Here is a 15259-nt window from a genome sequence, read left to right as displayed (position 1 = left end):
GGGATAAAAATGTTTGATGAAATAAAATTTAATAGAGTAGAGTTATTACCAAAATATGTATTTGCAGAGGTAAATGAACTTAAAATGAAAGAGCGACATAATGGTCACGATGTTATAGATTTTTCGATGGGAAATCCAGATGGAGATACCCCTAATCATATTAGAGAAAAGTTAGTAGAATCTGCTAAAAAAACAAAAACACATGGATACTCTACATCAAAAGGTATCCCTAAATTACTAAAAGCTATAGCAGATTGGTACGAAAGACGATATGATGTAGTTTTAGATCCACAAACACAATGTGTTGCTACCATGGGAAGTAAAGAGGGATATGCACATTTAGCTTATGCTATTACAAATCCAGGTGATGTGACTGTTGTTCCTGATCCAACATATCCTATTCATAATTATGCTTTTATATTAGCAGGTGGAGAGGTGAAAAATTTTGGTATAGTTTTTAACGAAGATTATGAAATAGATGAGGATAGATTTTTCAATGACCTTCAAGAGATATTTGATAATGCCGAAGAGGGCAAAAGACCAAAACATGTTTTAGTGAATTTTCCACACAACCCATCTACAGCAACTGTAACACCTGAATTTTATGTAAGACTTGTAAATATGGCAAAAAAAGAGCGATTTTATGTAATTAGTGATATTGCGTATGGTGATATTACTTTTGATGGGTATAAAACACCATCTATATTAGCAGCACCTGGAGCTTTGGATGTTGCAGTTGAGTCATTTACATTAAGTAAATCATATAATATGGCAGGTTGGAGAGTAGGTTTTTTTGTAGGAAATACTAGACTTATAGGTGCTTTACAAAAAATAAAATCGTGGTTAGATTATGGAATGTTTACACCTATTCAAGTTGCAGCTACAGTGGCACTAAATGGTGACCAAAAATGTGTACAAGATATAACAGACAAATATGATCACAGACAAGATGTACTTTTAGATGCTTTTGCAAATGCAGGTTGGAAAATAAAAAGAAACAAAGCAAGTATGTTTGTATGGGCAAAACTTCCAAAATGTGTAGAACATTTAGGTTCACTAGAATTTTCAAAAAAATTGCTTGTAGAAGCTGGAGTTGCAGTTGCACCTGGTATTGGGTTTGGACCAACTGGTGAAAACTATGTAAGAATAGCATTGATAGAAAATGACAAAAGAATACGACAAGCTGCAAGAAATATAAAAACATTTTTAAAGCAGTATGAAAATGGAGAGAAATAGATGTTAAAAGTAGGAATAATAGGTGTAGGAACAGTTGGGTCTAGTGTTTGTCAAATATTAGAAGCTAATAAAGATATTATTACAGCAAGAGCAGGAGTAGAAATCACACCTGTAAGTGGTGTGGTTCATAATCTATCAAAAAAAAGAGATGTGTCTATTAAACTTACCGATAATGTTGATGATATATTAAATGATGATTCTATTGATATAGTAGTTGAACTAATGGGTGGTGTTGAACAACCTTACGAAGTTGTTAAAAAAGCACTCCAAAAAGGGAAAGCAGTTGTAACAGCAAACAAAGCACTTCTTGCGTATCACAGATATGATTTACAAGATATAGCGGGTGACACTGCATTTGAATTTGAAGCAGCAGTTGCTGGTGGAATCCCTATTATTAATGCCCTAAGAGATGGATTGAGTGCAAATCACATAGAATCTATCAAAGGTATTATGAATGGTACATGTAACTATATGCTAACACGAATGATCAATGATGGCGTAGAATATGAAGATATTTTAAAAGAATCACAAGAGTTAGGATACGCAGAAGCTGATCCTACATTTGATGTAGGTGGATTCGATGCTGCTCATAAACTGCTTATTTTAGCTTCGATTGCTTATGGAATCGATGCTAAGCCTGAAGATATACTAATTGAAGGTATAGAAAATATCAATAGTGATGATATCGCTTTTGCAAAAGAGTTTGATTACTCTTTAAAACTTTTAGCAATAGCAAAAACAAATGAAGATGAAGTAGAACTAAGAGTTCATCCTGTTCTTATTCCAAATAGTGAAATGATTTCTAAAATAGATGGTGTGATGAACGGAGTTTCTGTTATAGGAGATAAAGTTGGTGAAACGATGTATTATGGGCCAGGTGCTGGTGGCGATGCAACTGCTAGTGCAGTCATAGCAAATATAATAGACATTGCAAGAAGTGGAAAATCAACACCAATGCTAGGATTTAATAAGCCACTAGAATCAGGACTTAAATTAGCAAATATAGATAATATGGTTACAAAATATTATCTAAGACTTGAAGTTGAAGATAAAAGTGGAGTATTAGCAAAAGTGGCTACTATTTTAGGAGATAAAAACATCTCTATAAAAACAATGGTACAAAAAGCATCAAAAACAAATAGTGTAAACCTTCTTTTATCTACACACAGTTGTAAAGAGTTAGACATTAAAAATGCTTTGAAAGAATTAAAAAATGCAGGTGTCGTTAATAGTGAACCTACTATGATAAGAATAGAAGAGTAAATAAAAGTTATACAAATGTATTTGAGTATACATTTGTATAACACATACTCCTTAAAATTTCCAATTCTTAAGATAAGATTATCAACAATCTTATCTTAAGAATTGGAAAGTAAAAGCTTTAGATAAAGGGCTTACTAACAACAAATTTCTCAAAAATAAGCCAATGTTAAGATATGTTCACTTATAATAGAACTATAAAACATATACACTTAATATAAAGAGGAATTTTTCCATGAGAATCAATACAAATGTAAGCTCACTAGTAGCACAAGAAGCAAATAAACAAACAAATGTAACACTTGCAGGTTCATTAGAGAAATTATCAACAGGTTTTAAAATCAATAAAGCTAGTGATGATGCATCAGGATTATCAATAGCTGATAAACTAAGAACACAAGCAAATGGATTAAATCAAGCAGTAGCAAATGGTAATAGTGCTATTACACTAACACAAATAGCAGATAAAGCAATGGCAGAACAATCTAATATTTTAGATGTTATTAAGCAGAAATTAATTCAAGCAGGTACAGCAACAACATCTGCAGAAGGTATTGAAGCTATTGGTAAAGATATAGGTAAACTTATTGACCAAGTTAATAATATTGCAAAACAAACAACATATAATGGTACATCACTTTTACAAGAGAGTGCTGCAGGAAATGCTGCAGGAACAGCATTAACATTCCAAATGGGAACATTAGCAGCAGATACTATTTCTACAAAAGCTGGAGTACAAGCGAATGAACTTGGTCTTTCAGCATTAACTTCTGCAAGAACAACAATTGCAGCTTTTACAGCAGGTGGAAGTGCAGGAGATATGCAGTTATCGGCAAGAAACTCATTAGCTGGTATGGATAAAGCACTTACAACACTAAATGGATGGAGAGCAGATTACGGTTCAACTCAAAATCAATTAGAGTCTTCAATTAGAAACTTGATGACACAAGTAACAAATACAAAAGCAGCAGAATCTGTAATTAGAGATGTAGATTATGCACAAGAATCTGCAAACTTTAATAAACAAAATATTATTTCTCAAGCTGGTACTTATGCTATAAGTCAAGCAAATAATGTTCAACAAAATGTTATGAGATTGTTACAATAAATAAGGAATAAATTATGAGAATCAATACAAATGTAAGCTCACTAGTAGCACAAGAAGCAAATAAACAAACAAATGTAACACTTGCAAATTCATTAGAGAAATTATCAACAGGTTTTAAAATCAATAAAGCTAGTGATGATGCATCAGGATTATCAATAGCTGATAAACTAAGAACACAAGCAAATGGATTAAATCAAGCAGTAGCAAATGGTAATTCAGCTGTAACACTAACACAAATAGCAGATAAAGCTATGGCAGAACAATCTAATATTTTAGATGTTGTAAAACAAAAATTAATCCAAGCATCAACAGCAACAACATCTGCAGAAGGTATTGAAGCTATTGGTAAAGATATAAGTAAATTATTGGAACAATTAAATAATATTGCAGCACAAACTACATATAATGGTACAAATTTATTGCAGGGTACAGCATCTGCAGGTAGTGTAACCTCGGGAATTGCGATGACATTTCAGATGGGTACAACAGCAAGTGATGTAATTAAAACTGCTTCAGGGACACTTGCAAATACAGCAGGTTTAAATGGTATGTCAGCATTAAAAACAGGTGTTGAAGCATGGAGTGCAGGATTAGACGCTACAGTTATGCAAGCATCAGCAAGAGGACAGTTAGTTGAAATTGATAGTGCATTAACACAACTAAACTCATGGAGAGCAGACTTCGGTTCAACTCAAAACCAATTAGAGTCTTCAATTAGAAACTTGATGACACAAGTAACAAATACAAAAGCAGCAGAATCTGTAATTAGAGATGTAGATTATGCACAAGAATCTGCAAACTTTAATAAACAAAATATTATTTCTCAAGCTGGTACTTATGCTATAAGTCAAGCAAATAATGTAAGTCAGAATATAATGAGATTACTACAATAAATTAAATAATAAAATAATGAAAAACCTAAGTTTAAAAGCTTAGGTTTTTTTATAAGTCTTATGTATTTTAATCTAATATTAAGAAAAGGTATGTGATAATTTGATTATCAGGAGAAAGAAATGGAAACAAAAAGTTCTATCCCTAGCGATATTTTAAAACTGCAAAAGAAATTATGTGAATATGAAATAGATTCAAGAAATTACAATAAATATAAAAAAATTCTTTCTAAGCATATTAAAAAACATGCGATGAAAAGAAGAGTTAATAGTAATATAAAAACAATAAAAGTCATTCAAGACTTGGAATCTAATTAATCTAAATTTAAGAAAAGTTATATAATAATTATGGTTAATGTAGGTATAAATTTATACCGAAGGGTGAAAGTCCCTATGCTCAAAAGAAGAGATTCAAATGAGAATGTTTATTCGTCGTAACACAAGTTACAAAGTATCATAAATATTTAAAAGGATAAATTATGAGAATCAATACAAATGTAAGCTCATTAGTAGCACAAGAAGCAAATAAAAATACAAGTAATAGTATTTCAAGTTCATTAGAGAAATTATCAACAGGTTATAAAATCAATAAAGCTAGTGATGATGCATCAGGATTATCAATAGCAGATAAACTAAGAACACAAGCAAATGGATTAAATCAAGCAGTAGCAAATGGTAATTCAGCTGTAACACTAACACAAATAGCAGATAAAGCAATGGCAGAACAATCTAATATTTTAGATGTTGTAAAACAAAAATTAATCCAAGCATCAACAGCAACAACATCTGCAGAAGGTATTGAAGCTATTGGTAAAGATATTGATAAATTATTAGATCAAGTTAATAATATTGCAAAACAAACAACATATAATGGTACATCATTATTACAAGCAGGTGCAGCTAGTTCAGATTCTGCTACAGCGTTAACATTTCAAATGGGTACATTAGCAGCAGATACAATTGCAACAAAAGCTGGTGTTACTGCAAATACATCAGGATTATCAATTGATGTTTTACAGGCTTCGGCAAAAACTTGGACAGCAACAGCAGATAGTGCAGCAGGTCTTCAAAGTGCTGCTAGATTAAACCTTGATGAAGTAGATGCGGCACTTACAAAATTAAATGGATGGAGAGCAGACTTCGGTTCAACTCAAAATCAATTAGAGTCTTCAATTAGAAACTTGATGACACAAGTAACAAATACAAAAGCAGCAGAATCTGTAATTAGAGATGTAGATTATGCACAAGAATCTGCAAACTTTAATAAACAAAATATTATTTCTCAAGCTGGTACTTATGCTATAAGTCAAGCAAACTCTACAAGTCAAAATGTAATGAGATTATTACAATAGCTAAACAATAGATAGAAACCTAGCTTTATGGTAGGTTTCTTCTAAATTATTTATATAGGTATAAATTTATACCGAAGGGTGAAAGTCCCTATGCTCAAAAGAAGAGATTTAAATGAGAATGTTTATTCGTCGTAACAAAAGTTACAAAGTATCATAAATATTTAAAAGGATAAATTATGAGAATCAATACAAATGTAAGCTCATTAGTAGCACAAGAAGCAAATAAAAATACAAGTAATAGTATTTCAAGTTCATTAGAAAAATTATCAACAGGTTTTAAAATCAATAAAGCTAGTGATGATGCATCAGGATTATCAATAGCTGATAAACTAAGAACACAAGCAAATGGATTAAATCAAGCAGTAGCAAATGGTAATTCAGCTGTAACACTAACACAAATAGCAGATAAAGCTATGGCAGAACAATCTAATATTTTAGATGTTATTAAGCAGAAATTAATTCAAGCTGGTACAGCAACAACATCTGCAGAAGGTATTGAAGCTATTGGTAAAGATATAGGTAAACTTATTGACCAAGTTAATAATATTGCAAAACAAACAACATATAATGGTACATCACTTTTACAAGAGAGTGCTGCAGGAAATGCTGCAGGAACAGCATTAACATTCCAAATGGGAACATTAGCAGCAGATACTATTTCTACAAAAGCTGGAGTACAAGCGAATGAACTTGGTCTTTCAGCATTAACTTCTGCAAGAACAACAATTGCAGCTTTTACAGCAGGTGGAAGTGCAGGAGATATGCAGTTATCGGCAAGAAACTCATTAGCTGGTATGGATAAAGCACTTACAACACTAAATGGATGGAGAGCAGATTACGGTTCAACTCAAAATCAATTAGAGTCTTCAATTAGAAACTTGATGACACAAGTAACAAATACAAAAGCAGCAGAATCTGTAATTAGAGATGTAGATTATGCACAAGAATCTGCAAACTTTAATAAACAAAATATTATTTCTCAAGCTGGTACTTATGCTATAAGTCAAGCAAACTCTACAAGTCAAAATGTAATGAGATTATTACAATAGCTAAACAATAGATAGAAACCTAGCTTTATGGTAGGTTTCTTCTAAATTATTTATATAGGTATAAATTTATACCGAAGGGTGAAAGTCCCTATGCTCAAAAGAAGAGATTTAAATGAGAATGTTTATTCGTCGTAACACAAGTTACAAAGTATCATAAATATTTAAAAGGATAAATTATGAGAATCAATACAAATGTAAGCTCATTAGTAGCACAAGAAGCAAATAAAAATACAAGTAATAGTATTTCAAGTTCATTAGAGAAATTATCAACAGGTTATAAAATCAATAAAGCTAGTGATGATGCATCAGGATTATCAATAGCAGATAAACTAAGAACACAAGCAAATGGATTAAATCAAGCAGTAGCAAATGGTAATTCAGCTGTAACACTAACACAAATAGCAGATAAAGCTATGGCAGAACAATCTAATATTTTAGATGTTATTAAGCAGAAATTAATTCAAGCAGGTACAGCAACAACATCTGTAGAGGGTATCCAAGCAATTGGTAAGGATATATCAAAATTAGCTGCACAAATTGATAATATTGCAAAACAAACAACATATAATGGTACAGCTCTTTTACAAGAAACAACAACTAGTGCTGGTGTTGGAGTATCTTTAACATTTCAAATGGGTACATTAGCAGCAGATACAATTGCAACAAAAGCTGGTGTTCAAGCGAATACTTCTGGTCTTAATGGATTAGATGAAGTTTATACTCAAGCAAGTGCTTGGGGTGCAGCTGCAACAGATAGTGCAGGTGGTATGCAAGCTTCAGCAAGAGCATTAATGGATAACATAGACAGTTCATTAACAGAACTAAACTCATGGCGAGCAGACTTCGGTTCAACTCAAAACCAATTAGAGTCTTCAATTAGAAACTTGATGACACAAGTAACAAATACAAAAGCAGCAGAATCTGTAATTAGAGATGTAGATTATGCACAAGAATCTGCAAACTTTAATAAACAAAATATTATTTCTCAAGCTGGTACTTATGCTATAAGTCAAGCAAACTCTACAAGTCAAAATGTAATGAGATTATTACAATAATAATTTTAAGAATCTATTTTAAGCCCAAGTATAGATTACTTGGGCTTTTTTATTGACTTTGTAGAACAATTTAAATACAATCTTTTTATCATAGAACAAGGAATAAATTATGGATATTGATTTAGCAGAGATACAGCAATCAGTGATGATAGTATATCAAAAAAATTTAAATTTTTTAAAAGAGAATTTTTTTGATATATTTGAGAAATTAAATCGATTTTCAAAGGATTTAGAAGATGGTAAAATTAAAGAACAATATTCTTTAGAGTTAAAAGATGGATACTTTGATATATTAAACTATGAAAATAATGGTTACTATTATGCTACAAATAGTTATATTGATGCAGAAAAAAGAGCAGAACATGTAGATTTTACTACGAGTAGTTCTCTTGATCTACTTAGAAAAGATGGTGTATCTCAAAGATTATCTATGCCATATGGTTTAGGAGAAGTCCTTCCTGTGGTTGGATTTATTAATGAAAAAGTAGATTTAGAAAATGTAGAGTTTCAAAAGATTATGAAATTTGTTTACATAGGTATTGGGCTTGGGTATCATATTCAAGAAATTGAGAAAAAAATAGAATCTTATACAACTTTAATTGTTGAACCTGAACTAGAAATCTTTCGACTATCACTTTTTACAATGGATTATAGTATATTTGCAAAAGGAAATCGAACACTGGTCTTAAGTATTGGAGATGACGAAGCAAAGAGGGAACAGGATTTTACAGACTTTTATAGTATTCATAGTTATATGAACTATAATATTAAACATTATACCCTTTTAAAAAACTTGGATTATATTAAAACACATCTTATAGAATTTTGTGAAAATAATTATGCAGGAGCATTTCCTTATAACGCAGTTATAGAAAATGTAAAAAGAACTGTAGATTTTATTAGATCAAAAGATAGATTCTTGGTAGTTAATGATATTCAAGAGAAAAATATGTTTGGTTCGAAGGAGATATTATTAATTAGTGCTGGGCCATCATTAGATGACTATATAGAAATAATACAAAAGTATCAAGACAAATACATAATCGCTTGTGTGGATGTTATTGTAAAAAAATTAGAAAAATTTCAAATAGTTCCAGATGTTATATTTTCGATTGATCCATCTCCTTTATGTGCAGAATTTTTAACTACAGAAAACCCTGAATATTTAAAAAATAGTGTAATTATTCTTCTATCTCAACAACATCCCGATGTGATGGATATTTTGAGAGAAAGAAAATTAAACTACTATGTTAGTCAGTTTACAACTATAAATAAAGAAATTGGATGTCTTGGAAGTGTACCAAATGTAGGAACTTTTGCATTTCATGTTATGGCACACTTAGGTGGCAAAAAACTCTATACAATAGGAAATGATGCTGCATTTCATCAGGAAACAGGAGAAAGATATAGTTCTGATAGTGCTTATAGTCAAACTGAGTTTTTAGAGATAGAAAAAAGTAAAGAAGATATTATTTCAAAAGAAGATATTTTAGAGGTAAAAGGAAATTTAAGAGAGATAGTTAAAACAAATAGATCATTGATAAGTTTCAGAAGTAACTATGATAATGTTATAGGGAATATGAAAGAATATTTAAAGTATGAAGCATATAATTTATCTGATGGTGTATATATAAATGGTCTAGAGCCAATGACAAAAGATACTTTTATAGAATATTCAGCAAATATTGATATGAAAGATATAAATTTTATAAATATTTTTGATAATATATCTCAAGTGTTAGAAATAGACTGCTATAAAGATGACATTAAAATTATTAATAGTATTATACTTCGAGCTAAAAAGTTTCAGAAACAAAAAATAATTTCAAGAGATGATTTTCTTACTAAAAAACTTGATTTTATGATATGGATATTGGAAAAAGCAAAAGAATTATCTGTTGATGTATTTGGAAGTGTTTTTTTAGAATACACACATTTAGTTGATAGTTATATAAACTTTACAATCAATTTAAAACAAAAAAAACTATATACTCAAAAAAATTTAGAACTATTAAGAGATCATTGGGCGAAAGGTGTTATTGCAGTATTTAAAGATATGAAAGATGCAATAAGCTAAAAGTATTTTTTTAATACTAAATTTAACTCTTCGTTACTATTTATGATAAACTTTTTATCTAAATAAGAAGGAATAATGACTTTTTTTGAATCAATTTGAAGACTATATGTTGGTTTTTTTAATAAGGTACACTCTTTAAAAACAGAAGAATTGATACCAAAAACAATTTTAGAATAATAGATAAGTTCTTGTATATTACAAGAGTCCTTTACTATATTAAGATGAGAATATTTTCGTAATAAGATATTAAATTTTTCACTGTACTCTTTGGGATGTAATTTTAAAAATATGGGAATATTTAAACTTGACTTCTCTATTCCTTCTAAAATATCTTGTAGCATATCATATTCATTAAATCCATACTCAAGTCTATAAAAATCATAAATATATTCTGTTAAAATGACAAGATAATTCTCTTTATTTTCTTTTATAAAGGGATGAATACTATTTAGATTAAATCTCTTGAAAACTTGATGTAAAAACTGCGTGTAGATATCATCTTTAAAGATTATTTTGTGATCTATATATTTAATATTGGATTTAAATTTTTTTTGAAATACCCAAATCTCATCGGGAGTATATTTTTCAGGTAACAGCTTATCTTTATATACAAATCTCATATTAAAATGTATTGTATTATCAACTAATACAATTACTTTAGTTACCTCTTCTATTTTAGCTTGAACAATTGTATTTATCTCATACGAGGGATCAATACCAGATGTACCTGTAACAATCACATCAGTAGGTTGAAAAGGAACTTTTTTTTCACATATTAAAGAAGGGATATATTCTTTATAAATATTTTTAGCAACATTATCATAAGGAAAGACTAATATCTCTTTGTATTGCTCTTTATAAAGATAAGTGTATGCTAAAGTGATACTAGCACTTGCTGCATCATTAGCAAATACTAAAAGTCTATTTTTTAAGCTCATTAATATTATCACATACTTTTGTATATGCGAAGATAATATCTTTTATATCATCTTCAGTAAGAGGTCCTCTTGTTAAATCATGTTCCCATAAAGTATGATGATGAAGTTTTTCGACATTTGGACAAATCCCCTCTTCATAAGTTATGGTATCTTTAAAACAAAAGTTCTTTTTATTATATACTTGCCTTTGTTGAAATATAGGGAGTAGATAAATCGGCTTAACATACCCTTGATAGATAGGAACACCTTCATTTTCTCTATCTTCTACAGGTTCAAGTTCTGCTTTAACTGCCTCTATAAATGTATCTCTGCTAATACCAGCTATTTGTTCATCAAATTCAAACACTTGTATATAGTGAGCACTTTGTCTATTTTGTAAATTATTAGTTTTAATAAATGGGTATTTTTCAAGTGCATTATCATACATCTTTGCATATTTTTGTCGAAGGAGTACTTCATCTTCTAGTTTTTTTAACTGTTCAATTCCTATAGCTGCTTGGAGTTCAGTTATTCTTAAATTAAATCCGAGCATATTTGTAAGAGCTGTTTCTCCTTTATCTTCGATTACAGATTCTGCATGATTTCGAATGAGTTGCATTTTAGTTGCTAGAGTATCATTGTTTGTTGTACACATACCCCCTTCACCTGTATGAATATGTTTATGGTAGTTTAAGCTAAAAATACCAATATCACCTAATGTACCTACTTTTTTATCTTTATAAGTAGCAAGAGGAGCTTGAGCACAATCCTCTATCACATAGAGGTTATGTTCTTTTGCAATGCTCAATATTTCATCCATATCAGAGGGGATTCCAAAAATATGGACAACTATGATAACTCTTGTATTTCCATTAATTAGGCTTTTTAAGTGTTCTGTATCAAAGCCATAATTATCTGTATTAAGGTCACAAAAAACAGGTGTAGCATTGTATACAAAAGGAGCTGTTGCTGAAATAGACATAGAGTAAGGACTTACTATGACTTCATCTCCAAGTCCAATGCCACAAGCACCTAATGCAGCTACAATACCAGAACTATTTGAGTTAACACTTATTGTATGTTTAGCATCAAATTTTTGACTCCATTTTTTTTCAAACTCTTGTACTTTTTCCCCTCCATAAAAATCATCACACCAAGCTCCAATAAATTTTGATAACACTCCATTTTTCATAACTTTAGTTACCGCATCTATCTCCTTTTCTCCCATTGAATTATATTTAGGAAGTTTTTTTGTTCTTACTTTTGTACCACCATTAATTGCTAGCTTATTCATTATTGAACTCCTTTTGTTCTAAATGTTTATAAAATTCTATATTTTTTCGTTCATGTTCTACAAAATCAATTTGAAATGTGTTTTTGTGAAGTATATTATAAACATATTCATAGGGATATTTCATTATATTATCAAAGTCCAATAAAACTTTTTTTGTATCTACCAATGTTGTATAATCAGAATAGATAGTATCTTGAGTTGCCTTTTTTATTGTAAGGGTTTTTGCAGTATCCTCAATCCTTACTTTAGCTTTCTCAAAATAAAAATCTATATCAAATACACTATATTTACTTTCATCTAATCCGATTAAGTAAAAAGGTATCTGTTTTTCTTTGTATTCCACAATTGCCATAATATCGAGCGTAAGATCATTTTCAATTCCTTTTTGTGAAGAGAGTATTTTGATATCATGAATTTTTGGATTATTAAACAAAAAGTTTATAAGACTGATAAAGTGGCTACCATTATTTTTGATACCCTTAGTGTAAGTTCCAATAATTTTTTGAGGCTCCCCAAATAAAAGAGTATCTATTTGTTTTTGAAATTCTTGAATATTTGGTTCAAAAACTCTTATATAATTAATAATAAGCTTTTTTTCAATACTTTTATCAAAAAAATCTAAAGTATGCTTTCTATCAAATAGTGGTTTTTCTATTAAAAAGTATTGTATGTTTTTATTTTTTTTGAGTTTCTCAAATATTTCAAAGTGTGTAGATGTTGGAGTTGCTAGTACGACAATATCAATATCATTGTTATTTTCTATTATAGAAATATCAGTATAAAATGATACTGTAGGAAAGAATTCTTCTACTTTTATTTTATTTGTTGTATCTATATCTACACAATACTTTAAAGTAAAATTCTTATTTTTGTACAAAGCTTTTACATGTGATAAAACAGTTTGTGTCTCTTTTTTATCATCATATAATAAGGAGATATTTCCAAGACCAATTACAGCAACATTTAAAATCACTCTAAGCCTTTACGATGTATATCTTTGTTTATTAATATCCACTGAGGGTTCTTTTGAGCAACTTTTATAATATCTTCTATTGTATAGGTGTCATTTTCAAAACAATTATCAATCTTTTCTATAATATTAAAATCTTCTATAGTATCTAGTGTTACAGAAAGTTCAGGAAAAAAAAGATTTTTTGGTGCATCTATATTATGAGTTTTGTACTGATTTGAGGTATAAAAAAATGCAGATACATGTTCTTTATCTATAAAATCTAACTCTCTGTTATCATTAATAGTTTTTAGAGCCTCTAGTGAAAAAACTTCTACAGCCATTCCTAAAGGATATGTTTCTTCAATACAGTTTGATACATATTCATAATCATTGTTTAAGTAACACTCAATAACTTCATCAATGAGTTTTGGGTCTATAAGAGGACAGTCACCTGTGAGTTCAATTACTATATCGCTGTTATTTACAATATGAGAATTTAAAACTCTTTCATAAACATTATTTTCACTTCCTCTATAATACTTGATTTCATTTATTTCACACCATTTTATAATAGGATCATCTTCTGTATTCGTAGTTGTAGCAATAATAATTTCATCAAGTTTTTTAGATCTTTTAACTCTTTTAACCATAAGTTCTAAAGCAGGAATATTATTTATTTTTTTTAAAACTTTTCCTGGTAATCTACTTGATGTCATTCTTGCTTCTATTGAGGCTACTATTTTTTGTTTTGGTTTTCTATATTCATCTTTTAATAATCCATACAAATAGATATCAAAATAAGAGGAATCTCTTCTAATCTCAGATCGTCTAGTACCTTCAAGTTTCATTCCTAGTTTTTCTGCAACTTTTTGCATACCTATGTTGTCACTCGTTGTACCGGCTGAAACTTTATGAAGGTTTAACTTGTTAAAACAATGTTGTATTACTCTATGAAAAGCCTCGTATCCATATCCACTGGACCAATAATCTCTATCTCCGAGTAATATAGAAATCTCACAAGTAGAATTTAAAAGGTCAATATCTTGAATAGCAATATTTCCGATATGCTTATGGGTTAATTGATCAAAAATTGCTAAAACTATACAAGAGGAATCATTTTGAATATCTTCAACATAACGGGATGTTTTTTCTTTTGTATTTGGAAAAACTCCATGAGAGTTGTATTGTGTTATTTTAGAACCATTTAGCCAATTTATGTAGCTAACATTTAGGTGTTTTTCTTCGAGTGGTTCAAAGTATAAACGGTTTGATCTTAAAAAAATATTTTTATTGTTCATTATCAACTCCTTTATTATTTAGAATTCTTACATCGATGTTATTGTTATCCAACTCTCGTTTAATATCATTTGGTGTGTATTTAGAGAAGTGAAATATATACGCAGCGGCAATAGCATCTGCCCCATTTTTTATAGCTTCTACACAATGTTTTGGAGTTCCAGCTCCTCCATTTATGATGATTGGAATTGATAGTTTATTTTGAAAGTAATCTAAAAGTTCTAAATCATAACCATTTGTTGTTCCATCATTATCCACAGAGGTTAAAAGAATTTCTCCTGCACCATATTTTTCATACTCTAAGGCTAATGTTAATGGATCAATATCTAAAATACCATCTTTTCTCGTATAGACTTTGTAATGGTTATCTTGTTTTTTGACATCGATTGAACAGACAATACATTGTGAACCAAAGATAGAAGAAGCTTTTTTTATAAAGTTTTTATCCTTAATCGCTTTTGAATTTATAGATACTTTATCAGCACCAGCATTTAATACTTTATATATATCTTCTATGGAGTTTATTCCCCCACCTATGGTAAGTGGCATAAAGCACTCGTCTGCTATATCTGTTATAATTTCAGTATTGATCTCTTCATTATGTAAGCTAGCATCTATATCCAAAACTATTAGTTCATCTACATTACGAGAGTTGTAAATCCTTGCAGTTGAAGTTGGATGACCAACTGTTCTAAAAGAATCAAATTGTACACTTTTTACAAGCTGCCAATCTTTTAAAAGAACACAAGGTATTACTCTATGTTTTAACATTT

At 29.8% G+C, this 15259-nt stretch carries 14 protein-coding genes; 9 read left to right on the top strand and 5 right to left on the bottom strand.

The genetic code is table 11. The annotated features are described in order from the left end of the window. Positions 1-9 precede the first annotated feature (9 nt). The 9 genes from ACMCMH_RS05495 to ACMCMH_RS05455 all read left to right on the top strand — a co-directional run bounded on the left by ACMCMH_RS05495 (position 10) and on the right by ACMCMH_RS05455 (position 10027). A complete protein-coding gene (locus ACMCMH_RS05495; protein ID WP_412727841.1) occupies positions 10-1236 on the top strand; it encodes an LL-diaminopimelate aminotransferase in 1227 nt (408 codons plus the stop codon). Continuing rightward, the gene (locus ACMCMH_RS05490; protein ID WP_412727840.1) at positions 1237-2499 is read left to right on the top strand and encodes a homoserine dehydrogenase; all 1263 of its coding nucleotides are present in this window, start codon (positions 1237-1239) and stop codon (positions 2497-2499) included. A gap of 232 nt (positions 2500-2731) precedes the next feature. Beyond that, entirely contained in the window at positions 2732-3604 is an 873-nt protein-coding gene (locus tag ACMCMH_RS05485) for a flagellin (RefSeq protein WP_412727839.1), read from the top strand. A gap of 14 nt (positions 3605-3618) precedes the next feature. Further along, the gene (locus ACMCMH_RS05480; RefSeq protein WP_412727838.1) at positions 3619-4497 is read left to right on the top strand and encodes a flagellin; all 879 of its coding nucleotides are present in this window, start codon (positions 3619-3621) and stop codon (positions 4495-4497) included. Positions 4498-4617: 120 nt separating this feature from the next. Continuing rightward, positions 4618-4812 carry a hypothetical protein gene (locus ACMCMH_RS05475; RefSeq protein ID WP_412727837.1) on the top strand — a complete coding sequence of 65 codons (195 nt, stop codon included), beginning with the start codon at positions 4618-4620 and terminating at the stop codon, positions 4810-4812. A 161-nt stretch (positions 4813-4973) separates the two neighbouring features. Further along, positions 4974-5846, top strand: coding sequence for a flagellin (locus ACMCMH_RS05470; RefSeq protein WP_412727836.1), 873 nt, complete (start codon positions 4974-4976; stop codon positions 5844-5846). A 176-nt stretch (positions 5847-6022) separates the two neighbouring features. Next, complete coding sequence (locus tag ACMCMH_RS05465; protein WP_412727835.1) at positions 6023-6895, top strand: flagellin; 873 nt, start codon at positions 6023-6025, stop codon at positions 6893-6895. Between the two features lie 176 nt (positions 6896-7071). Next, entirely contained in the window at positions 7072-7950 is an 879-nt protein-coding gene (locus ACMCMH_RS05460; RefSeq protein ID WP_412727834.1) for a flagellin, read from the top strand. A 109-nt stretch (positions 7951-8059) separates the two neighbouring features. After that, positions 8060-10027 carry a 6-hydroxymethylpterin diphosphokinase MptE-like protein gene (locus ACMCMH_RS05455; RefSeq protein WP_412727833.1) on the top strand — a complete coding sequence of 656 codons (1968 nt, stop codon included), beginning with the start codon at positions 8060-8062 and terminating at the stop codon, positions 10025-10027. On the opposite strand, the gene ACMCMH_RS05450 is transcribed toward ACMCMH_RS05455, so the two are convergent. From ACMCMH_RS05450 to wbuZ, 5 genes are read right to left on the bottom strand one after another with little or no spacing between them, the layout of a single operon-like run. After that, the gene (locus ACMCMH_RS05450) at positions 10024-10965 is read right to left on the bottom strand and encodes a hypothetical protein (RefSeq protein ID WP_412727832.1); all 942 of its coding nucleotides are present in this window, start codon (positions 10963-10965) and stop codon (positions 10024-10026) included. The two genes, ACMCMH_RS05455 and ACMCMH_RS05450, sit on opposite strands and share 4 nt — an antisense overlap. Continuing rightward, positions 10949-12238: a DegT/DnrJ/EryC1/StrS family aminotransferase gene (locus ACMCMH_RS05445; RefSeq protein ID WP_412727831.1), complete on the bottom strand. Its 1290-nt coding sequence runs from the start codon at positions 12236-12238 to the stop codon at positions 10949-10951. Before ACMCMH_RS05445 ends, ACMCMH_RS05450 begins: the two co-directional genes overlap by 17 nt. Next, a complete protein-coding gene (locus ACMCMH_RS05440) occupies positions 12231-13211 on the bottom strand; it encodes a Gfo/Idh/MocA family protein (RefSeq protein ID WP_412727830.1) in 981 nt (326 codons plus the stop codon). Before ACMCMH_RS05440 ends, ACMCMH_RS05445 begins: the two co-directional genes overlap by 8 nt. Next, positions 13208-14488: a GNAT family N-acetyltransferase gene (locus tag ACMCMH_RS05435; protein ID WP_412727829.1), complete on the bottom strand. Its 1281-nt coding sequence runs from the start codon at positions 14486-14488 to the stop codon at positions 13208-13210. The genes ACMCMH_RS05440 and ACMCMH_RS05435 overlap by 4 nt, the downstream gene beginning before the upstream one ends. Further along, positions 14478-15257 (bottom strand): glycosyl amidation-associated protein WbuZ, encoded by a 780-nt coding sequence (gene wbuZ / locus ACMCMH_RS05430; RefSeq protein WP_412727828.1) that lies wholly within the window; start codon positions 15255-15257, stop codon positions 14478-14480. The genes ACMCMH_RS05435 and wbuZ overlap by 11 nt, the downstream gene beginning before the upstream one ends. Positions 15258-15259: the final 2 nt, after the last annotated feature.

The sequence above is a fragment of the Arcobacter sp. 15-2 genome, assembly GCF_047159865.1.
In the GTDB taxonomy this organism is placed as follows: Bacteria; Campylobacterota; Campylobacteria; order Campylobacterales; family Arcobacteraceae; genus JAIOSF01.
The sequence above is the reverse complement of the archived record's forward strand: the minus strand, read 5'-3'. Positions and strand labels throughout refer to the sequence as shown.